Origin of the sequence: Rhabdothermincola sediminis (assembly GCF_014805525.1) — a bacterium.
GTDB classification, from domain to species: Bacteria; Actinomycetota; Acidimicrobiia; order Acidimicrobiales; family Acidimicrobilacustridaceae; genus Rhabdothermincola; species Rhabdothermincola sediminis.
Genome location: NZ_JACFSZ010000008.1, coordinates 18,848 through 38,626 on the forward strand (window position 1 = coordinate 18,848; position 19,779 = coordinate 38,626).

The 19,779-nt window shown below is 70.6% G+C and carries 17 protein-coding genes, 2 tRNA genes and 1 other RNA gene; 10 read left to right on the plus strand and 10 right to left on the minus strand.

Annotated elements, in window-relative coordinates; genetic code table 11:
* Positions 1 to 116 precede the first annotated feature (116 nt).
* The 3 genes from HZF19_RS07930 to xseA are packed head-to-tail and all read right to left on the minus strand — an operon-like array spanning position 117 to position 2,705.
* A complete protein-coding gene (locus HZF19_RS07930) occupies positions 117 to 1,232 on the minus strand; it encodes a polyprenyl synthetase family protein (protein WP_208028232.1) in 1,116 nt (371 codons plus the stop codon).
* Positions 1,229 to 1,432, minus strand: coding sequence for an exodeoxyribonuclease VII small subunit (gene xseB, locus HZF19_RS07935; RefSeq protein WP_208028233.1), 204 nt, complete (start codon positions 1,430 to 1,432; stop codon positions 1,229 to 1,231). The genes HZF19_RS07930 and xseB overlap by 4 nt, the downstream gene beginning before the upstream one ends.
* On the minus strand, positions 1,425 to 2,705 hold the full coding sequence (gene xseA, locus HZF19_RS07940) for an exodeoxyribonuclease VII large subunit (RefSeq protein WP_208028234.1): 1,281 nt from the start codon (positions 2,703 to 2,705) through the stop codon (positions 1,425 to 1,427). The genes xseB and xseA overlap by 8 nt, the downstream gene beginning before the upstream one ends.
* Before the next feature lie 100 nt (positions 2,706 to 2,805).
* On the opposite strand from xseA, the gene HZF19_RS07945 reads away from it, so the two are divergent.
* The 3 genes from HZF19_RS07945 to HZF19_RS07955 are packed head-to-tail and all read left to right on the plus strand — an operon-like array spanning position 2,806 to position 6,167.
* The gene (locus HZF19_RS07945) at positions 2,806 to 4,569 is read left to right on the plus strand and encodes a glycoside hydrolase family 36 protein (protein ID WP_208028235.1); all 1,764 of its coding nucleotides are present in this window, start codon (positions 2,806 to 2,808) and stop codon (positions 4,567 to 4,569) included.
* Between the two features lie 47 nt (positions 4,570 to 4,616).
* Complete coding sequence (locus tag HZF19_RS07950; RefSeq protein WP_208028236.1) at positions 4,617 to 5,387, plus strand: deoxyribonuclease IV; 771 nt, start codon at positions 4,617 to 4,619, stop codon at positions 5,385 to 5,387.
* Between the two features lie 9 nt (positions 5,388 to 5,396).
* Positions 5,397 to 6,167, plus strand: a complete 771-nt coding sequence (locus HZF19_RS07955) for an SDR family NAD(P)-dependent oxidoreductase (RefSeq protein ID WP_208028237.1) — start codon at positions 5,397 to 5,399, stop codon at positions 6,165 to 6,167.
* A 6-nt stretch (positions 6,168 to 6,173) separates the two neighbouring features.
* On the opposite strand, the gene HZF19_RS07960 is transcribed toward HZF19_RS07955, so the two are convergent.
* The 4 genes from HZF19_RS07960 to tadA all read right to left on the minus strand — a co-directional run bounded on the left by HZF19_RS07960 (position 6,174) and on the right by tadA (position 9,555).
* Positions 6,174 to 8,081 (minus strand): ABC transporter ATP-binding protein, encoded by a 1,908-nt coding sequence (locus HZF19_RS07960; protein ID WP_443706297.1) that lies wholly within the window; start codon positions 8,079 to 8,081, stop codon positions 6,174 to 6,176.
* 42 nt (positions 8,082 to 8,123) lie between these two features.
* Positions 8,124 to 8,921, minus strand: coding sequence for an META domain-containing protein (locus HZF19_RS07965; RefSeq protein WP_208028238.1), 798 nt, complete (start codon positions 8,919 to 8,921; stop codon positions 8,124 to 8,126).
* Between the two features lie 59 nt (positions 8,922 to 8,980).
* A tRNA-Ser gene (locus HZF19_RS07970) sits at positions 8,981 to 9,070 on the minus strand.
* Positions 9,071 to 9,126: 56 nt separating this feature from the next.
* The gene (gene tadA, locus HZF19_RS07975) at positions 9,127 to 9,555 is read right to left on the minus strand and encodes a tRNA adenosine(34) deaminase TadA (protein WP_208028360.1); all 429 of its coding nucleotides are present in this window, start codon (positions 9,553 to 9,555) and stop codon (positions 9,127 to 9,129) included.
* Between the two features lie 152 nt (positions 9,556 to 9,707).
* Here tadA and HZF19_RS07980 point away from each other — a divergent pair, with 152 nt between their 5' ends.
* Positions 9,708 to 12,071, plus strand: coding sequence for a fused MFS/spermidine synthase (locus HZF19_RS07980; RefSeq protein ID WP_208028239.1), 2,364 nt, complete (start codon positions 9,708 to 9,710; stop codon positions 12,069 to 12,071).
* 29 nt (positions 12,072 to 12,100) lie between these two features.
* Here the strand turns inward: HZF19_RS07980 and HZF19_RS07985 are convergent.
* Positions 12,101 to 12,185 (minus strand) — tRNA-Ser (locus HZF19_RS07985).
* Positions 12,186 to 12,256: 71 nt separating this feature from the next.
* Between HZF19_RS07985 and ffs the strand changes: the two genes are divergently transcribed.
* From ffs to recR, 4 genes are all read left to right on the plus strand, one after another.
* Positions 12,257 to 12,355, plus strand: an RNA gene (ffs, locus tag HZF19_RS07990) — signal recognition particle sRNA small type.
* A gap of 53 nt (positions 12,356 to 12,408) precedes the next feature.
* A complete protein-coding gene (gene dnaX / locus HZF19_RS07995; protein ID WP_208028240.1) occupies positions 12,409 to 14,250 on the plus strand; it encodes a DNA polymerase III subunit gamma/tau in 1,842 nt (613 codons plus the stop codon).
* A 23-nt stretch (positions 14,251 to 14,273) separates the two neighbouring features.
* Positions 14,274 to 14,702, plus strand: coding sequence for a YbaB/EbfC family nucleoid-associated protein (locus tag HZF19_RS08000; RefSeq protein ID WP_208028241.1), 429 nt, complete (start codon positions 14,274 to 14,276; stop codon positions 14,700 to 14,702).
* A 14-nt stretch (positions 14,703 to 14,716) separates the two neighbouring features.
* Positions 14,717 to 15,319, plus strand: a complete 603-nt coding sequence (recR, locus tag HZF19_RS08005; protein WP_208028361.1) for a recombination mediator RecR — start codon at positions 14,717 to 14,719, stop codon at positions 15,317 to 15,319.
* 118 nt (positions 15,320 to 15,437) lie between these two features.
* On the opposite strand, the gene HZF19_RS08010 is transcribed toward recR, so the two are convergent.
* On the minus strand, positions 15,438 to 16,619 hold the full coding sequence (locus tag HZF19_RS08010) for an acetyl-CoA C-acetyltransferase (protein WP_208028242.1): 1,182 nt from the start codon (positions 16,617 to 16,619) through the stop codon (positions 15,438 to 15,440).
* Between the two features lie 96 nt (positions 16,620 to 16,715).
* Positions 16,716 to 17,720 (minus strand): DivIVA domain-containing protein, encoded by a 1,005-nt coding sequence (locus HZF19_RS08015; RefSeq protein ID WP_208028243.1) that lies wholly within the window; start codon positions 17,718 to 17,720, stop codon positions 16,716 to 16,718.
* 218 nt (positions 17,721 to 17,938) lie between these two features.
* Between HZF19_RS08015 and ccrA the strand changes: the two genes are divergently transcribed.
* Both ccrA and mce read left to right on the plus strand, forming a co-directional pair.
* Positions 17,939 to 19,279: a crotonyl-CoA carboxylase/reductase gene (gene ccrA, locus HZF19_RS08020; RefSeq protein WP_208028244.1), complete on the plus strand. Its 1,341-nt coding sequence runs from the start codon at positions 17,939 to 17,941 to the stop codon at positions 19,277 to 19,279.
* A gap of 9 nt (positions 19,280 to 19,288) precedes the next feature.
* On the plus strand, positions 19,289 to 19,765 hold the full coding sequence (gene mce, locus HZF19_RS08025) for a methylmalonyl-CoA epimerase (protein ID WP_208028245.1): 477 nt from the start codon (positions 19,289 to 19,291) through the stop codon (positions 19,763 to 19,765).
* Positions 19,766 to 19,779 lie beyond the last annotated feature (14 nt).

The following is a 19,779-nucleotide window of genomic DNA, read 5'->3' on the forward strand; positions in this document are numbered from 1 at the left end:
CATCGAGCTCGTCCGCTCCCCCCAGCTGACCGGCACGCCCGGCCGCGGGCAACGCCCCACGGGTTGGTGGGACCATGCTACGGGTCGGTCAGGTGCCGTGCCGGGGGTCGACCTCCTCAGCGGTCACGAGTAGCGACGTAGCCGGCCAAGGCGACGAGCGCAGCGCGAGCCTCGTCCCGCAACGGCGCTCGTCGTGCCGCGTCGATCGCCTGGTCGGTGAGCGCGGTGATCGACCGCTCGATCTCCCTACGAGCTCCGCAGGACTCGAGCAACGCTTGGAGGGCGGCGATGCCATTCTCGTCGAGCATCGGGTCGCCCACTCGCTCGAGCAGCGCCGCCTCGTCGCCGGTGCAGCGCTGCCGGGCCACCGCCAGCAGCGGGGTGGGCTTGCCTTCGAGGAGGTCCTCACCGACCGGCTTGCCCATCCGAGCCGGGTCGCCGAACACGCCGAGCAGGTCGTCGCGGAGCTGGAAGGCTTCACCCAGCGGCTCGCCGTAGGCGGAGAGCGGACCGGCCAGCTCGTCGAGGAGGCCGGCCAGTGCCGCGCCCAGGTGCAGGGGCCGCTCGATCGTGTACTTCCCCGACTTGTAGCGCGAAATCCGCCGCGCGGTGGGCAGATCGACCGACCCCCGGGCGGTGCCGACCACATCGAGGTACTGGCCGATGTTGACCTCGATCGCGAGCTGGTTCCACATCCGGGCTGCTCGCTCGCCCAACCCCACGACCAGCTCGTTCGCCAGGACGTGGGCCAGGTCGCCCACCAGGATCGCCACCCCCTCCCCGAACCGCCCCGGGTCGCCGACCCAGCCCTCTGCCCGGTGGATCGCCGCGTATTCGACGTGGACCGTCGGCGCGCCGCGCCGCCGGACGGACTCGTCCATCACGTCGTCGTGGATCAGCGCGAAGGCGTGCAGCAGCTCGAGCGCAGCACCAGCGTCGACGACGACGGGATCGTCAGGCCTTCCGCCCGCGCCGACGAACGCCCAGTAGCAGAATGCTGGCCGGAGCCGCTTGCCGCCGGACAGCACCAGTCGCCGGATCGACGCCAGCGGTCGCTCCAGTTCCGGATCGATCGGCACCCACTCGGCGATCGCCTGATCGACCACGGCGGCGAGACGCTCCCGCACCGGTGCTCCGATGACCTCCACCTCACCGGGCAGGTCGGGCGGGTCAGCTCGATCGGCTCGCTCGGCAGCCCGCTCGCCCTCCATCGACCCGGACCAGGCGGTCATTCGGCAGGTTCCTCGAGGATCTGCTCGATCTCCACCCGGGCATCGAGGATCCGGCCCCGGCAGAAGCGGACGAGGGCCGCCGCTCGGCGGACCTGGGCCGCGAGCCGGTCCACGTCCACGTCGTCGCCCTCGAGCTCGGCGAGGATCGCCTCCAGCTCGGCGACGGCCGCCGCGTACGTGAGCTCCTCGTCCTCAGCCATCGCTAGCCATCGTTCCCACTGCCCCGCGTCGGTCGAGCTCGACCCGCTCTACCCGGCTCACCACCGTCCCGTCGACGAGCACGGTCACGAGCTGCTGGCCCTCGGTGAGGTCCCGAGCCGTGCGAACCACCCGACCGGACGGATCCGTGGTGATCGACCAGCCCCGGGCCATCGCCCGTTCGGGGTCGACCGCAGCCACCCGGGCCGTGTCCCGGTCGAGCCGCAGCTCGGCCCTCTCCAGCGCGGCGAGCGCGGCTCGTGCGGCGCGCCGCTCGGCGTCGATCGTGCGTTGGTGCTGGCGCTCGAGGGTCGCGCTCGACAAACGGACGAGCGAGGCGAGCGATGCGTCGAGGCGCCGCTCGTAGCGCTGGACGAGCACGGAGGACCGGGAGCCGATCGCGTGCCACAGCGTGTCCACCCGTTCGATCGAGCGCCGGACGTGTTCCACTAGCCGCGCCGCGCAGGCGGTGGGCGTCTTGCAGGAGGAGTGCGCCACGGCATCGGTGACCGATGTGTCGGTCTCGTGCCCGATGCCGGTCGTCACGGGCACCGGCATCATCGCCACCGCGCGGGCCACGATCTCGTGGTCGAACAGCGCCAGGTCGGTCTTGGCGCCGCCGCCCCGGATGATCGCCACCACGTCGACCGGTGCGTCACGGAGGTGCTCGAGGGCCGCCACCAGCGTGTGCTCCGCCCCCTGGCCTTGCATCCGCGCCGGTGCCAGCACGACCCGCCATGCCAGCCCGCTCGCTTCCAGCTCGTGCACGAAGTCGGCCATCGCGGCACTGCCCGGGCTGGTGACCAGCCCGACCCGTAGCGGCCCGGGAGGCAACGTCAGGTTCCGGTTGCGTTCCGCCAGCCCTTCACGGGTCAGGATCTCGAGCACCCGCTGGCGGTCGGTGGCGATCAGACCGAGTGTGTAGTCCGGGTCGATCCCCGACATGCGGAGCTGCAGCCGTCCCTGCTGGGTGAACAGCTCGATCCGCCCCCGGATGCGGATGCTCATCCCGTCGGCCATGCGTACACCCCCCGCCTGCCGGAGCACCGTGTTGACGTACTGCCGCGCGGCGGCGAACAACACCACCCCGATCGAGGCGTCGGGCGGCTCGCCCGGCGGACCGGGATCGACGAGGTGGAAGTAGACGTGACCGGCTGGCGAGCGCGACAAGTTGGCGATCTGGCCCTGCACCCACACCTCGCGAGGGAACCAGGCGTTCAGCGCGGTGTGGATGCCGGACGTGAGCTCGCGGACCGTGAAGGTGCCGGACTCCATCGCCCGAACCTACCCCGGGCCGGCCCTCACCCCCATCCCGTGTCGAGCTCCCTGGCCGACGGGGGATCCTGGTCGTGGGGCCGTCGTAGGATCCCCGCTCGTGGAGCCGGTGGTCGAGCGCATCGTGGCAACGATCGGGGATGTGTCCTGTTCATCGCCGGTCACGGGCCCGGGCACTGTGCACGTGGGCGGCCTCGACGTCGCGTTGGGCGAGGTACGGCCGGGCACCCCCGTGGCGTGGTCCCTGACCAATGCCGGGGACGCGCCGGTGCGGGTGCGGTCGGTCGCGGTCGTGTTCCGGCTTCCCGGGATCACCGGGCCCCTACGGATGCTGCGCCACGGGTACCAGTCGTGGTCCCGCACCGACGTCGCGGTCTTCGGGGTCGACCGGGATCCGTCCACCACCCCGGGCTCGGTCGAGATGATGCAGGGCATCCACCACGCTGACCAGCGCCGGGCGTTGGACGGCGAGCTGCGCTCCGAGTGGCTCACCGTGCTCCGGGACGCCGGTGGGCGCTCGATGCTCGCCGGGTTCGATGCGGGGGTCGAGCACGACGGCACGTGGCGGCTACGACCGTCCGGCGATCCGGGCGCCACCCCCGAGCTGTGGGCGGAGGCGTTTCTCGGTGATGCCCAGCTCGGGCCGGGCGAGTCCCGAGCGTTGCACCCGTTCGTGACCGAGCCGGTCGCCGACGGTGACGTGTGCGCGGCCCTCGATCGCTGGGCCCGCCGGGTCGGCTCGCTGGGCGGGGCCCGGATCTCGGCGCCGTACCAGGTCGGCTGGTGCTCCTGGTACCACTACTTCCACGGGGTCACCGAGCAGCACGTCCGCGACAACTTGTCCCTGGCGGGGAACTGGCCCTTCGAGGTGTTCCAGATCGACGACGGCTATCAGTCCGCGATCGGCGACTGGCTCACCACCAACGAGAAGTTCCCCTCGTCACTCGACGCGCTGGCCGGCGTGATCGCGGCGGCCGGACGCCGGCCGGGGATCTGGTTGGCGCCGTTCATCGTGGCCCCCGATTCGGAGATCGCCCGGCGCCATCCCGAGTGGTTGGCCCGCTTCGCCGACGGCCAGCCGCTGTGGGGCATGGTCAACCCGGAGTGGGGTGGTGGTCGCGGTGGGGTCATGTACGCGCTCGACACCACCCGGCCCGAGGTCCTCGCCCACATCGAGGAGGTCTGCCGCTCGCTCGTGGAAGCGGGCTTCACCTACCTGAAGCTCGATTTCACCTTCGCGCCCTCATTCGACGGCGTGTGGTCCGATCCGTCGTGCACCCCTGCCCAGCGGGTGCGCGCCGGCTACGAGGCGGTCAGGCGAGGGGCGGGTGACGGCACGTTCCTGCTGGGGTGCGGGGTTCCGCTCAGCCACGTGGTCGGACTGGTCGACGGCAACCGCATCGGCCCTGATGTCGCTCCGTCGTGGTCGTTGCCGGGCACTGCGGTCACGTTGCCGGGCTACGAGGCCACCGCGCCCGCCACCCTGCACAGCTGGGCGAGCACCCTGTCCCGGAGCTTCATGCACCGGCGGCTGTGGCTGAACGATCCGGACTGCCTGATGCTGCGCACCGACGAGACGGATCTCACCGTCGAGGCGATCACGACATGGGCGCACGCGGTGGCGGTGTCCGGCGGCATGGCCCTCGTGTCCGATGACCTCGCCCTGCTCGGTGCCGGTGCCCGATCGCTCCTCGACGACGTGGTGGTGATCGGGCGCGCCGCCGATCGGGCCGCGATCGAAGGTGCTGCACCCCGCTGCGAGGACCTGATGGACGCAGCGGTCCCCACGACCCTCACCGCCGCCGGCTACGCACTCACGGCCGATCCGGCCACCGCCACGTCCACGCTGTCACGCCCGGCTTGAGCATCGGGCCGCCAGGGGCGGCGGGAGGCGACGCTACGGTGAGGACGATGCTCATCGGTGGTCACGTCAGCCCGGACGATCCCATCGGCACGGCCGCCGCCGAGGGGGCCGAGTGCGTGCAGATCTTCCTCGGCAACCCGCAGAGCTGGAAGGCACCCAAGCCCCGTGACGACGCGGACGCCCTGCGGGCCTCGCCGGTGCCGATCTACGTGCACGCGCCCTACCTGGTGAACCTGGCATCGCCGAACAACCGGGTGCGGATCCCCTCCCGCAAGATCCTCCAACAGACCTGCGACGCCGCCTCCGCCATCGGCGCCCGAGCCGTGATCGTGCACGGCGGGCACATCACCGAGGACGACGACGAGCGAGCGGGCTTCGAACGGTGGCGCAAGGCGATGGAGCAGCTCGAGTCCGACGTGCCCGTCTATCTCGAGAACACCGCGGGTGGCGATCACGCCATGGCTCGCCACTTCGACACCATCGCCCGGCTGTGGGATCACATCGCGGAGTTCGGCGTGGGGTTCTGCCTCGACACCTGCCATGCCCACGCTGCCGGCGAGGACCTCCTGAGTGCCGTCGACCGGATCAGGTCGATCACCGGCCGCATCGACCTGGTCCACTGCAACGACTCCAAGGACGCCTACGGCTCGGGTCGCGACCGCCACGAGCACCTCGGGCGGGGGATGATCGACCCCGACGCCCTGGTGGTGGTCGTGCGCGAGGCAGGAGCCCCGGTCATCTGCGAGACCGGGGACGACGCCCGCAAGGACGACATCGCCTGGTTGCGCCAGCGGGTCCAGGTCGACTCGAGCACCTAGTCTCCGGCCATGAGCAACGACGGGGGATCCCTGTTCGACCTCGATGGCCGGGTGGCCATCGTCACCGGTGGGAGCCGGGGGCTCGGCCGGGCCATCAGTCTGGGCTACGCAGCGGCCGGGGCGAAGGTCGTGATCGCCAGCCGCAAGCAGGCCAACTGCGAGGCTCTGGCCCGGGAGATCGAAGCGGCGGGTGGTGAGGCCCTCCCCGTCGCCACCCACGTGGGCAAGGTCGAGGAGATCGAGCGGCTGGTCGACACCACGGTCGCCACCTTCGGCCGGCTGGACATCCTGGTCAACAACGCGGCCAACCCCCTGGGCGGGATGCTGACCGAGGTCACCGAGCTGGCCTTCGAGAAGAGCTACGCGGTGAACGTCAAGGGCCCGCTGTTCCTCTCGGCCCGAGCGGTCGATCACCTGGCCGCATCGGGACACGGGGTGATCGTGAACGTGATCACGGCGGGAGCATTCAACCCGGGCGAGTCGCTCGGGCTGTACTGCTCGGGCAAGGCCGCGCTGTGGAACCTGACGAAGGTCATGGCCAAGGAGTGGGCACCGCGAGGTGTGCGGGTGAACGCCCTCGCGCCAGGGCCGTTCGCCACCGACATGATGGCGGCGACCTACGAGGTCCCCGAGTTCCGCGACGCCATCGTGGCGTCGACCCTGCTGAAGCGCATCGCCGACCCCGAGGAGATCGTGGGGGCCGCCCTGTTCCTCGCCAGTGACGCCTCGTCGTACATGACCGGATCGGTGCTCCCGATCGACGGCGGCATCATGGCCTGACGCGGATCACGCCGGCGCAGCGGCGCCGGAGGTGTCGGCCGTGTCGGATCCGGCAGCCTCGACGGCCGACCGCACGAGGACCCGGTACAGGTCCGCGTACAGGCCACCTGCCGCCAGCAAGGTGGTGTGCGTGCCCCGCTCGACGAGCCGGCCCTCGTCGAGCACCAGGATCTGGTCCGCTGCCACGATGGTCGACAAGCGGTGGGCGATGACGATCGAGGTCCGCCCGGCCAGCGCAGCGCCCAGGGCCTGCTGCACCAGCGCTTCGTTCTCCGAGTCGAGATGGCTGGTGGCCTCGTCGAGGATCACGATCGCCGGGTCTTTCAACAGCATCCGGGCGATGGCCAGGCGCTGTTTCTCGCCGCCGGAGAGCCGGTAGCCCCGCTCGCCGACGATGGTGTGGTAGCCGTCGGGCAGCGCGGCGATGACGTCATGGATCTGCGCCGCTCGGCAGGCCGCTTCGATCTCTGCGTCGGTGGCCGACGGCCGCGCGTAGCGCAGGTTGGCCACGACCGAGTCGTGGAACAGGTGGGGGTCCTGGGTGACGACGCCGATCGCCTCGCGCAGCGACACCTGTGTCAGGTCGCGCACGTCGCGCCCGTCGATCCTCACCGCCCCCGAGGTGACGTCGTAGAGCCGGGGGATGAGCGACGTGAGCGTGGTCTTGCCCGCCCCCGATGGCCCCACGAGGGCCACGAGCTGGCCGGGCTCGATCGTGGCGGTGATGCCGCGGAGCACTGGCTCACCTGGCTCGGCGTTCAGGGCGACGCCGATCTCGGACTCAAGCGAGGCGACCGACACCTCCGCCGGGGTCGGGTAGCGGAACCACACCCGGTCCAGCTCGATGTGACCCCGCGGCTCGATCAGGTCCACCGCGCCGGGGCGGTCGATGATCGGGTTGGGCGCGTCGAGCACCTCGAAGACCCGATCGAACGACACGAACGCGGTCATGATGTCGACGCGGGCGTTGGTCAGGCTGGTGAGCGGGGTGTAGATGCGGGTCACGTACGCCGCCATCGCCACGAGGGTGCCCAGGCTGACGGCGCCGGAGATCACCAGCTGGCCGCCGACCCAGTAGACGGCTGCGGTGCCCACCGCGCCGACGAGGCCGAGCGCGATGAAGAAGGTGCGGCCGTACATGGCGCTCTTGATGCCGATGTCGCGCACGCTGCCGGCGCGCTGGGCGAAGTCCCGGGACTCGCGATCGGGATTCCCGAACAGCTTCACCAGCAGGGCGCCCGCCACGTTGAACCGCTCGGTCATCTGGGTGTTCATCGCCGCGTTGAGGTTCATGCTCTCCCGGGTGATCGCCTGTAGGCGGCGGCCGACCCGCTTCGCGGGAACGATGAACAGCGGCAGCAGCACCAGGGCGAGCACCGTGAGCCGCCATTCGAGGACGAACATCGCCCCGAGCGTGGTGGCCAGGACGATCACGTTGGACACCACCGAACCCAGCGTCGCGGTCATGGCCCGTTGGGCGCCGATGACGTCGTTGTTCAACCGGCTGATCAGCGAGCCGGTCTGGGTACGGGTGAAGAAGGCGATGGGCATCCGTTGCACGTGATCGAACAGCGCCCTGCGGAGATCGAAGATGAGGCCTTCACCTATCCGGGAGGAGTACCAGCGCTCCGCGAACGCCAGCGCGGCATCAGCTACCGCGGCCACCACCACCAGGCCCGCGAGGAGATGAAGCTGGCCGCGGTTGCCTTCGGGGACTGCGCTGTCGATGATCTGGCGGAACAGCAACGGCGGGGCGAGGGCCACCAGAGCCGCGCCGAGGATGACCGCGACGAAGCCCGCGAGCATCCAGCGGTAGGGCTTGGCCAGGTGCAGCACCCGACGCACCACGTCCTTGCCCACCGTGGCCCCCTTGATCGCCTCGGGGTCGGCACCCATGGCCAGGTGCGGCGGCATGCGCATGAGGCCAGGTTACGGGTGTGACCCGGCGATGAGCCGCTACGACGAGCGCAGCTGGAGGGCCCGCTGGCTCTTGGTGAGGGTGAGCGTGGGGCCGTCGATCCGGTAGCTGACCGTCCCCTCGAGGATCTCGTCCAGGGTGCGAGCAAGACTCGCCGCCGCAGCGTCGGTCTCGGGCGGCGGTCGCTGGCAGTCGAAGGTGCGGGGTCGGGCGGGCCCGATGACGAGCGTCGAGCCGGTCACCTGCAGTGGCGCGGAGGCACCGTCGCACCCCACGCTCCACTCGATGGCGTCGTTGCCGATCTGGACCGTCGCGGTGACCCCGGCGGGCGCGCTCGACGCCGTCTCGCCCTCGATAAGCCCGGTGAGGGTCCACGTGCCAGCGAGTGGCCGGTCGGGCTCCGCGACCCGTTGGTCGGTGAACACGATGGTCGTGTCGCCGCCGGTGAGGGTGAGCTCGGTGGCGGTCACCTGCAGCGTCGGCCGGGCGAGGAGCAGGCCCGCGAACCAGCGGTCCTGATCCATGAGCGCCGGGTCCTCGCACGCCATCTCGGTCATGGCGAGGTCCTCGACGAGAAGGCGGTCACCGTCGAGACGGAAGTCGCCGCCGAGCGAGTTGCAGCCGGGGCTGGCTGCGAGTCGCCCGTCCTCGAACGAGAGCCGGATCGGCTGGAGCCCCGCGAGCTGGCGGGAGGCACCGCTCTCCGTCACGGAGACCGAGAGGAAACTCCTTCCGGACAGCTCGGACGGGGAGGTGACCGCCGTTCCCGACGGCGTCCCACGGCCGCAGCCCGCGACCGCCAGCGTGACGGCGACCGCGGCGAGGAATGCTCTCATGGCTGGTTCGACGTCGCTTGATCGCGGGTGGTTCCCGACCGGTGGGCGAGCTGCACAGGTGGCGGAGGGTGTGGGATTCGAACCCACGGTGACCCGGAGGCCACAACGGCTTTCGAGGCCGCCCCATTCGTCCGCTCTGGCAACCCTCCGGCGTGGACTCTAGCGGTCGCGGCCTGCCCCCGGATCCGGCACGTGCCGGCGGTGATCAGCGGCGGTCCCGGAAGAACGACGTGAGCAGCGCCCCACAGGCCTCGGCTTGCACCCCGCCGGTGAGCTCGAACTCGTGGTTCAGGCGTGGGTCGCACGAGAGGTTGTAGAGCGAGCCGCACGCTCCGGCCTTGGGGTCGGTGGCGCCGAAGACCAGACGCCCGATGCGGGCGTTGACGAGCGCGCCGGCGCACATCGGGCAGGGCTCCAGCGTCACGACCATCGTCGCCCCGTCGAGGCGCCAGCGGCCGAGTGCCTCCGCGGCGTCGCGCAGGGCGAGCAACTCCGCGTGCGCCGTGGGGTCCCCCAGCTTCTCCCGCTCGTTGTGCCGCCGCGCCACCACCCGCCCGCCGATGACCACCACCGCGCCGATCGGCACGTCACCATGGTTCGGCGCACGGCGCGCTTCGTCGAGGGCGATGGCCATGGCTGCGTCGTCGTCCACGGAGCGGGACCCTAGCGGCGGCCGGGTCGGTCCCCCGGATCACCCGGCCGGCCGTCTACGGTCGGGAGCGTGGGCTGCTCGTCGACGCTCCTGGCGGAGTGGCCGCGCAACTGATGGTCGCTCTCCCTGAGGTCATGAACGCTCCCGTCACCGGCCATGGCGACGACCGGCACCGGCGTCGGGGGTGGCGGGTCGTGCTCTTCGCCGTCTTCACCCTCACGGGGTTCTCCGCGCTCACCCTCCAGGTGGTGTGGCAGCGGGTGATCGCGCTGCATTCGGGGGTGGATCTCGTCTCGTTCACCACGGTGGTCGCCGCCTTCCTCGCGGGGCTCGGTCTGGGCAGCCTGCTCGGTGGCTGGCTGGCTGACCGTCTGGGCCCGGCCCGTTCGCTCGTCGCGTTCGCTTGCTCGAACGTGGCCATCGCCGGGTACGCCTTCGCGAGCATCTGGTTGCTCTACGACGTCTACGAGGACTGGGCCGGTGATCTCACCTCCCCGGGGGCCAAGTTCGCGTTCAACGTGATCCTGTTGATCATCCCCACCATCCTGATGGGGCTGTCCCTTCCGCTGGTCGCCCGGGGCGTCGTGGCCAGGGTGCGGGACGCAGGCTCGCTGGTCGGGCGGCTGTACGCCCTCAACACCCTCGGCGCGGCCGCCGGTGCGGCGACGAGCGGATGGGTGCTACAGGGATCGCTGGGTTTCGTGGACACCGTCCGCCTGGCCGGGGTGTTGAACCTCCTCGCGGCGGTCCTGGTGGGCTTGTCGGCTCGATCACCTCTCCGGAGCATCGACCGACCGGCCCGGTCCCTGCCCGGCACCGGGGCAGGCGATGACCCCGAGATGAGCGGGGCGGGCCAAGGCGGCCGAGCGGTGTGGCCCTGGTACGTGATCTACGGGCTCACCGGCGCGGTGGCCCTCGGCTTCGAGCTGGTCTTCTTCCGGCTGGTCGACGGCATCATGCGATCGAACAGCTACACGTTCGCTCACGTGCTCGCCAGCTACCTGACCTTCTTCGGCCTCGGGGTAGCCGTCGGGTCGGTGATCGTCAGGCGCACCGCCCGCCCCGATCGCTGGTTCCTCGGGTTGCAGTTCCTCGTCGGGTTGTGCGCGCTCGCCGGGGTCATCGCGTTCGTGCGTGTGCTCCCGCACACCCCCGTCTGGGACCGGGCCGCGGACTATCTCACCGGCGACGGGTTGAGCACCGGGTTCCGCCATCCCGACGGCTCGCTCAACCGGGCGTTCGGCCCGGTGCTGCTCGGCGTGCCGCTGCTGATCATGGCCGCACCCGTGGCCTGCATGGGGGCGGCGTTCCCGTGCGCGCAAGCGCTGGTGAGCCAGCGTGTGGAGACGCTCGGCCGGCACACGGGCCTGCTCCAGTTCTCGAACATCGTGGGCAACGTCGCGGGCACGTTGCTGGTGGGGTTCGTGGCGATCGATCATCTGGGCACCGCGGGCACCTACCGGGTGCTGGCGCTCGCCCTCCTGGTGCCCGGCCTGGCGGCTGCCTGGCTGACCACCGGCGGGCGGCGCCTGCTGCTCGCCGGGGGCGTGATCACGGCCCTGTCGGCGCTGCTCGTGCTGTTTCCGAGCAACCAGCGGCTGTGGGCGCAGCTCAACGGGGTGCCGGGTGATCACCTCATGCTCGCCGAGGATCGCTCCTGCGCCACCGCGCTCAAGCTGGTCGACGGTCAGTGGGTGCTCACCGTGAACAGCGCGTCGCAGAACAACTATCCCTTCGACGACTACCACGTGCTCATCGGGATGATGCCCACCCTGGTACACCCCGAGCCGGACACCGGCATGGCGCTGGGGCTCGGCATCGGCGCCACCCCTTACGGGCTGGCGGTCGACCCCCGCCTCGAGCGGATCACCACCGTCGAGATCTGCGGTGGGGAGCTCGACCTGCTCCGTGGTCTAGCGGACGGTGGGGCGTTCGAGCTGCAGCGCTTCTTCACCGATCCCCGCCAGCATCTGGTGGTCGGCGACGGTCGGGATCATCTGCTGCGCACCGGCAAGCGCTACGACGTGATCGTGGTCGACACCCTCCGCCCGCAGGCCGCGTTCAGTGGCAGCCTCTACTCCAAGGAGTTCTACGAGCTCGTGGCCTCTCGCCTCGACGGCGGTGGTCTCATGGCGCAGTGGGCCCCGAGCCCGCGGGTGACCAACACCATCACCGAGGTGTTCCCGCACGCGGTGCGGGTGACCGTGCCCCAGTACGGGAACTCCACGTTCATCGTGGCCAGCCGCTCGCCGATCGCCATCGATCGCGGCGCGCTGGTGGAGCGCTTCCGTGCCGGGCGCGACGCGTTCTCGACGACCCAGGCGGCCAGCCTCGAGGCCTATCTCGCCTCAGCGGTGGTGGAGTGCCTGGCCGACGGTGAACCGTTGCCCCCGGTGGCGCCGGAGGCAATCAACCGCGACCTGCGACCCCGCGACGAGTACTTCGTGAACGATCCAGGTCAGGTGGCCGAGCGCGCGCCGTCCTGCGGGTCCGGATGACCGGCTCGGTACCGGATCCGCAGGCTCGGCGGAGGGAGTGGGATTCGAACCCACGGTGGGTTGCCCCACACACGCTTTCCAAGCGTGCCGATTCGGCCGCTCTCGCATCCCTCCAGGGTGACGTCCCAGCACGGGAACGCAACCGGTGAGGCTATCCTGTGGGCCGGCCCGCTCTCGCACGTGGTGGTCGGGTCCTGTGCAATCGGAGCCCGTGAACCGAGTCAGGGCCGGGAGGCAGCAGCTCTCAGCGGGACCTGCGGTGTGCCGCAGATCGCCTGACCACCACGTGGGAGAGCGGGCCGCGGCGTCCCCGTGAGGCGACCGGTAGAGTCCGCTCGTGGCCTACCAGTCCCTCTACCGCCGCTACCGGCCGCAGCGCTTCTCGGAGGTCCGGGGTCAGGAGCACCTCGTGCGGGCGCTGCAGAACGCGGTGCGGGAGAACCGGGTGGGTCACGCCTACCTCTTCAGCGGCCCGCGCGGCACCGGCAAGACCTCCACGGCGCGGATCCTGGCCAAGGTCCTCAATTGCGAGCATCCCGTCGACGGCGAGCCCTGCTGCGCCTGCGAGTCCTGCGTCGCCATCGAGCAAGGAACCTCGTTCGACGTCCACGAGCTCGACGCCGCCTCGAACAACAAGGTCGAGGACATCCGTGAGCTGGTCAACAAGGCCGCGCTCGGCACTCCCGGGCGCACGAAGGTCTACATCCTCGACGAGGTGCACATGCTGACGCAGGCCGCGTCCAACGCGCTCCTCAAGACGCTCGAGGAGCCGCCCGAGCACGTGGTGTTCGTGCTGGCCACGACCGACCCGCAGAAGGTCCTCCCGACCGTGCGGAGCCGCTGCCAGCCCTTCGAGGTGCGGCTGCTGTCGGCCGACGAGCTGCGGAGCCTGGCCGAGTACATCGTGAAGGACGCCGGGCTCGACGTCTCCCCGGAGGCCATCGACTACGTCGTGCGGGTCGGTGCCGGCTCGGCCCGGGACATGGAGTCGGCCCTCGACCAGGTGGTCGCCGCGGGGGGCATCCCCGACGACGGCGACACCCTCGACGAGTTGGTGGAGGCGCTGTGCGAGCGCGACACCGGGCGGGCGCTGCTGGCGGTCGACCAGGCGATCGCCGCGGGGCGCAGCCCACGGGTGGTCGGCGAGCAGCTCGTCGGTCGGTTGCGCGACGTGTTCCTGGCCGCGGTCGGAGCCGACCTGTCCCGCCTCGACGACCGGGCCCGCGAGCGGGTCACGGACCAGGCGGCACGACTCACCGCACCGGGTGCGACGCGCGCCCTGGAGGTCATCGGTGAGGCGTTCGTGGGGATCCAGGACGCCCCGGATCCTCGCATTCCCCTCGAGGTCGCGCTGGTGCGCCTCACTCGCGACGACGCCGAGCTGAGCCTGGCCGCGCTCGCCGATCGGGTGGCGCGCCTCGAGCGGGGGGGTACGGCTCCCCGGGTGCCCGGCGGGGCTGGATCGGAAGGGATCGATGGGGGATCGGATCCCGGGAATGATGTGGAAGGAGCGGCCAGCGAAGGTGCTGGCGCTGCGGCGGGCACCGGCCGTCGTGGTCCCCGCCCCGCCGACGGTGCCCGGGAGGCGCTGGCGCAGCGTCGACGGGCCTCCCAACCGCAGGAGCGACCCCGGCCGCCGGCCGCCGCCGGGCCCTCGGCGCGCCCCTCGCCCGCTCGAGCGCTTCGTGACGCCGCGCCCGCTCCGCCGAGCACGCCCACCCCGCCAGCGGCAGCCGGTTCACCGGGAGGGGCAGCCGACGACCTGCCGTCCCGCGACGAGCTGACTCTCGCCTGGGGGGACACGATCCTGGCGTCACTATCGAATCGGGCCCGGTCGCGTTTCGCCGGGGGGCGGTTCATCACCGTGGAGGGTGGCGCGGCCGTGTTCGGCCTGCCCAACGTGCACCACGCCCGGCGTTGCGAAGAGGTGCGTGAGGAGGTGGAGCAGGCACTCGCCTCTCACTTCGCTCGACCGGTCCCGTTGCGGGTGGTGGTCGACGAGGGTGGGGCCACCGTTCAGGGTGGGTCCGCGACGGTCCCCGACCCCGAGCCCGATGAGGAGATCTCGCTGCAGGAGTTGAGCGAGTTGACCGATGCCACCGACGTCGCGACCTCTGGTCTGGAGCGGATCGCCGAGATCTTCCCCGGGGCCGAGCTCGTCGACGGTGGGGACAGCTGAACGATCGCCGAAGGAGCAGCGACGTGAGCGACCAGCCTTCCATGCCCGACTTCGACGCCTTGTTGTCGCAGGCGATGCAGATGCAACAACAGGTGATGGCGGCCCAGGCCGAGGCGGCGGCACGCCAGGTCACCGGGGTGGCGGGGGGCGGCGCGGTGGAGGTCGACGTCACCGGCGCGCTCGAGTTCATCGCGGTGCGCATCGCGCCGGAGGCGGTCGACCCCGACGACGTCGACTTGCTCGAGGACCTCGTACTCGCAGCCCTGCACGACGCGACGGCCAAGGTCCACGCACTCCAGGCCGAATCTCTGGGCGGGTTCGGTGAGCTGCTCGCCGAGTCGGGGCTCGGTGGGGTGCTGGGTGGTCCGGTGATGGACGTCGCCGCCGGCGAGGACCTCGACGAGGACTCGGGTGAGGGTCCCGGCGAGGCCCATCCGCCCGAGCGGGGTTGATGCTCGGCATGAGCATGTACGCGGGGCCGGTGCAGGACCTGATCGACGAGCTCGGTCGGCTGCCCGGTGTGGGGCCCAAGTCGGCCCAGCGCATTGCCTTCCACCTGCTGAAGGTGCCAGCGGAAGACGCCCTGCGCCTGTCGCGGGCGATCATCGAGGCCAAAGAGCGGGTCACCTTCTGTACCCGCTGCTTCAACCTCGCCGAAGGCCAGGAGTGCTCGATCTGTACCGACGACCGCCGGGACCCGTCGCTGATCTGTGTCGTCGAGGAGTCCCGTGACATCGTGGCCGTGGAGAAGACGGGCGAGTTCCGTGGTCGCTATCACGTCCTCCAGGGAGCGATCAGCCCCATCGAGGGCATCGGTCCCGACCAGCTCCGGGTGAAGGAGCTGCTGGCCCGCCTCGAGCCGGAGGGGGTGCAGGAGGTGATCTTGTGCACCAACCCCAACATCGAGGGCGAGGCCACCGCGATGTACCTGGGGCGGTTGCTCAAGCCGCTCGGCGTCAAGGTGACCCGCATCGCCTCCGGGCTGCCAGTCGGCGGTGACCTGGAGTACGCCGACGAGCTCACGCTCGGCCGGGCTCTCGAGGGTCGCCGGGAGGTCGACGCGGGCTGAGCCTGCTGTCACCGGGCGCGCGCGTCCCGGCGCGCAGAGGCCCCGGCCGAAGCCGAGGCCCCTACGCAGCAGACCGCCCGGAGGCGGGACCGGATCGCCTGGTGCGATCAGGCGTGCATCACAGCGCCCTGACGATGATGCCGTCGCCCTGTCCGCCGCCACCGCAGAGGGCGGCAGCACCGAGACCGCCGCCGCGGCGCTTGAGCTCGAGGAGCAGATGGAGTGCCAGCCGGGTTCCTGACATGCCGATCGGGTGGCCGAGGGCGATGGCCCCCCCGTTGACGTTGGTGACCTCCGCCGTGATGCCGAGATCGGCCATCGATGCCACCCCGACCGCGGCGAAGGCCTCGTTCAGCTCGAACAGGTCGATGTCGGTCACCTTGATCCCGGCTGACTCCGCGGCCACTTTGATCGCCCTGGACGGCTGGGTGAGCAGTGACGGGTCCGGGCCGGCCACCTGCCCGTAGCCGACGATCTCGCCCAGTGGGGCGACGCCGAGCTCCTCGGCCTTGGCCTTGGACATCACGATCACCGCCGCCGCGCCGTCGGAGATCTGTGAGGCATTGCCGGCCGTGATGTTGCCGGCCTTGTCGAATGCCGGGCGCAACGCCGCCAGCGACTCCACGGTGGTGCCGGGACGCACGCCTTCGTCCTCGCGCACGACGATGGGATCGCCCTTCCGCTGCGGCACCTCGACAGGCACGATCTCATCGTCGAAGAGCCCGTCCTTCTGGGCGGTGGCCGCCCGCTCGTGGGACTGGGCAGCCAGCTCGTCCTGCGAGGCACGATCGATCCCGGCGGACGCCGCGTACTTCTCGGTGCCCGCGCCCATGGCGCACTGGTCGAAGGCGCAGAACAGCCCGTCGTGCATCATCGAGTCGACGACCGTCTGATCACCCATCCGGTAACCCGCGCGGGCTCCGGGCAGCAGGTAGGGGGCGTTGGTCATGGACTCCATACCCCCGGCCACCACGATGTCCGCATCACCCTGGCTGATCATCAGGTCGGCGAGGTAGATGCTGTTGAGGCCGGACAGGCACACCTTGTTGACGGTGGTGGCGGGCACGCTCATCGGGATGCCCGCGTTGACCGCTGCCTGGCGGGCAGTGATCTGGCCGGCCCCGGCGAGCAGCACCTGGCCCATGAACACGTAGTCGACCTGGTCGGGGGCGACGCTCGCCCGCTCGAGCGCGGCCTTGATGGCGAAGCCACCGAGCTCGGTGGCGGCGAACGATGACAAGCCCCCCGAGAGCTTGCCGATCGGTGTGCGAGCGCCGGCGACGATGACGGAACCAGCCATGGAATCCCCCAGGTGTGTGTCCGGAAACGGCTGGGTGCAGTGTAGGGACCACGGAGCCGGGCTGAGCAATCCGGGGCGGGCCCATGGTGGAGGGGATCAGTGGCTGCCCGGCGAGTCCCCTGGGTCCGAGGCACTCGGGTGGCCGGTTGGCGTACCCACTGCTTGTCGGCCAACAACCCCGTCCTGATCCCGGACGGTCTGCCTGGCGGGCGGGCCGGGATGATCGGCGTCCGCGGCGGCGTGCTCGGCGGCCCGCAGGACCGCTGCTCGAACCATCCGACGCAGGGAATCCCGCTCTCGTTCCTCGTCGACGTCCCGATCCGAGGGCGTCCCAGCCGTGAGGTGTGGGTGTTCCCGACCGGCGGAGGGATGGCGGTGTTCCGGCGTCGAGTCGGTGTCGGCGGCCGAGCCGGAGTCCTCGGGCTCCCGGCCGCTCGGGGCGCCCGGCGGGAAGTCCCCGATCCGGACCACCGGCTCGCCTGAGGTGAGATCGACCACGGGCTCGGTCTCCGAGCCCGCCACCCGGACGATCGCGGTGTCGATCTCGTCGCGCACGGCCCGCAACCGTTCGACGGCGGCCTGCTCGGCGCGCACCATCTGCTCGGCCCGGCGGCGTACCCCGGCGAGGACTCGGTGGGCGCGCTGCTCGGCTTCGGCCTCCACTAGCGCCAGGCGCTCCTCCGCCTGGCGCTCGGCTTCCCGCACGAGGGTCTCGGCCTGCTGCTGTGCCCGCAGCAACGCTTTCTTGGCCTGCTGACGCTGCTGGTCGGCCTCGGCCCGGATGCGGGCCGCGTCGGCGGCGGCCGCGGAGCGGATCTCGGCGGCCTCCTGATCGGCCTCCGAGCGCAGGGACTCGCCGACCCGCTCGGCCGCCCGCAGGATGTCGGCAACCTCGGCGCTCACCCGCTGATGCAGCTCGTGGCCGCCATCGCCGGAGGTAGAGGTGTCGGCATGGCGGTGCACACCCGGGAGCAGATGGTGCATCGCATACCGATAGGACGCGGCCACCTCGGTGAGGAAGCGATCGACCTGTTTCGGGTCGTAGCCCCTGGCCACCAGCGGGAACCGGCGACCTTCGATCTCCTCCGGCGTGAGCGCCACCGCTCTCGTCCCCCGTCCGTCTGTGTCGGGCCCACCTGGTCACGGGTGCCCGCCTGCTGTTGCTCCACCGAGATCTGGTGTCCCAGAGCGGTCGAAGCTCAGATAGGTCGTATGACCTACGAGTCTACGCAACCGCGGAGGGTGGCGTGAAGGATGATTGATTATTCGTGAATCGCACTAGTTTGGTCGCGGTTTTCGGAGCCGGGTACGTTCGTGTCATGCAGGAGATCGTCGAAGCCATCCAGTCGGGCGCGCCGGGCGAGGAGCTCGCCAACCTTCCGCTCCCGGAGTCTTACCGGGCCGCGGTCGTGCTCGAGGCGGAGCAGGATATGTGGGAGGGCGTCGAGTCCGGTGACAAGGACCCGCGCAAGTCCCTCCACATCCAGGACGTCACCCTCCCCGAGCTGGCACCTGATGAAGCGGTGATCGCGGTGATGGCCAGCTCCATCAACTTCAACACCGTCTGGACGTCCATCTTCGAGCCGCTCCCCACCTTCGGCTTCCTGAAGCGTCTCGGCAAGGAGAGCGTGTGGGGGGCTCGCCACGACCAACCGTTCCACATCGTCGGATCGGATGCGTCCGGCGTCGTGCTCCGGGTTGGCTCCGCGGTGCGCAACTGGCGCCCGGGCGACCGGGTGACCGTCCACTGCAACTACGTGGACGATCAGGACCCTTCGGCCCACAACGACTCGATGCTGGCCGCGAACCAGCGCATCTGGGGCTTCGAGACCAACTACGGGGGCCTCGCGGAGCTGTCGGTGGTCAAGGCCAACCAGCTCATGCCCAAGCCGGCGCACCTCACCTGGGAAGAGGCCGCGGTCAACGCCCTGTGCAACTCCACGAGCTACCGGATGCTGGTGTCGCCCCACGCTGCGGGCATGAAGCAGGGCGACGCGGTGCTCATCTGGGGAGCCACCGGCGGCCTCGGCGGGTACGCGGTCCAGTACGTGCTCAACGGCGGTGGCACGCCCGTTGGGGTGGTCTCCTCACCCGAGAAGGGCGAGATCCTCAAGGCCATGGGCTGCGAGGCGGTCATCGACCGTAAGGCGGCCGGCTACCGGTTCTGGAAAGACGAGCACACCCAGGACGAGAGCGAGTGGCGCCGCCTGGGCAAGGACATCCGGGCGCTCATCGGTCGGGACGTCGACATCGTCTTCGAGCACCCCGGGCGCCAGACCTTCGGGGCGTCGGTGTTCGTCGCCGCTCGGGGTGGCACCGTCGTGACCTGCGCCGCCACGAGCGGGTACATGATCGAGTACGACAACCGCCACCTCTGGATGAAGCTGAAGCGGATCGTAAGCTCCCATTTCGCGAACTACGCCGAGGCCTGGGCCGCGAACCAGCTGATCTGCGAGGGCAAGGTGCAACCGATCCTCTCGGCGGTCTACCCGCTCGACCAGACCGGCGAAGCCGCGTACCAGGTCCACAAGAACCTCCACGAAGGCAAGATCGGCGTGCTGTGCCTCGCCCCGAAGGAGGGGCTCGGCATCGACGATCCGGCCTTCCGCGAGGAGGTCGGCGAGGACAAGATCACCCTCTTCCGCCGCCACGGCGCTTAGGAGGACGACATGAGCCCGGTGAGTGCCCGCATCCCAGGTCAAGACGGCGACGAGAACGAGGCCGCCGAGTCGGCCGCCGTCTCCCCGTTGCTGACCGAGATCGACCACGTGGCCATCGCGGTCAACGACCTCGGTGCGGCGATCGATTACTACCGCGACACCTTCGGGGCGGTCGTCGACCATCGGGAGATCGTCGACAGCGACGGCGTCGAGGAGGCGCTGTTGAAGGTGGCGGAGAGCTACATCCAGCTTCTGACGCCCACCCGGGACGACTCACCCGTCGCCAAGTTCCTGGAGCGCAAGGGTGAGGGGTTGCACCACATCGGGTACCGGGTGAAGGACTGCGCGGCGGCCTTGCAGGCGGTGAAGGATCAGGGCGGGAGGGTCATCGACGAGGCGCCTCGCCCCGGGTCGAGGGGGACGACCGTGGCGTTCGTGCACCCCAAGACCGCGTTCGGCACCCTCATCGAGCTCGTCCAGGAGTAGGCCCGGTCGCCGGG

Excerpts from the sequence above, each read along its gene's own strand:
- HZF19_RS07930 (WP_208028232.1), bottom strand. The coding sequence starts at position 1,232 with ATGACCGCCTGGTCCGGGTCGATGGAGGGCGAGCGGGCTGCCGAGCGA.
- xseB (WP_208028233.1), bottom strand. The coding sequence starts at position 1,432 with ATGGCTGAGGACGAGGAGCTCACGTACGCGGCGGCCGTCGCCGAGCTG.
- xseA (WP_208028234.1), bottom strand. The coding sequence starts at position 2,705 with ATGGAGTCCGGCACCTTCACGGTCCGCGAGCTCACGTCCGGCATCCAC.
- HZF19_RS07950 (WP_208028236.1), top strand. The coding sequence starts at position 4,617 with ATGCTCATCGGTGGTCACGTCAGCCCGGACGATCCCATCGGCACGGCC.
- HZF19_RS07955 (WP_208028237.1), top strand. The coding sequence starts at position 5,397 with ATGAGCAACGACGGGGGATCCCTGTTCGACCTCGATGGCCGGGTGGCC.
- HZF19_RS07960 (WP_443706297.1), bottom strand. The coding sequence starts at position 8,081 with ATGCCGCCGCACCTGGCCATGGGTGCCGACCCCGAGGCGATCAAGGGG.
- HZF19_RS07965 (WP_208028238.1), bottom strand. The coding sequence starts at position 8,921 with ATGAGAGCATTCCTCGCCGCGGTCGCCGTCACGCTGGCGGTCGCGGGC.
- tadA (WP_208028360.1), bottom strand. The coding sequence starts at position 9,555 with ATGGCCATCGCCCTCGACGAAGCGCGCCGTGCGCCGAACCATGGTGAC.
- HZF19_RS07980 (WP_208028239.1), top strand. The coding sequence starts at position 9,708 with ATGAACGCTCCCGTCACCGGCCATGGCGACGACCGGCACCGGCGTCGG.
- recR (WP_208028361.1), top strand. The coding sequence starts at position 14,717 with ATGTACGCGGGGCCGGTGCAGGACCTGATCGACGAGCTCGGTCGGCTG.
- HZF19_RS08010 (WP_208028242.1), bottom strand. The coding sequence starts at position 16,619 with ATGGCTGGTTCCGTCATCGTCGCCGGCGCTCGCACACCGATCGGCAAG.
- ccrA (WP_208028244.1), top strand. The coding sequence starts at position 17,939 with ATGCAGGAGATCGTCGAAGCCATCCAGTCGGGCGCGCCGGGCGAGGAG.
- mce (WP_208028245.1), top strand. The coding sequence starts at position 19,289 with ATGAGCCCGGTGAGTGCCCGCATCCCAGGTCAAGACGGCGACGAGAAC.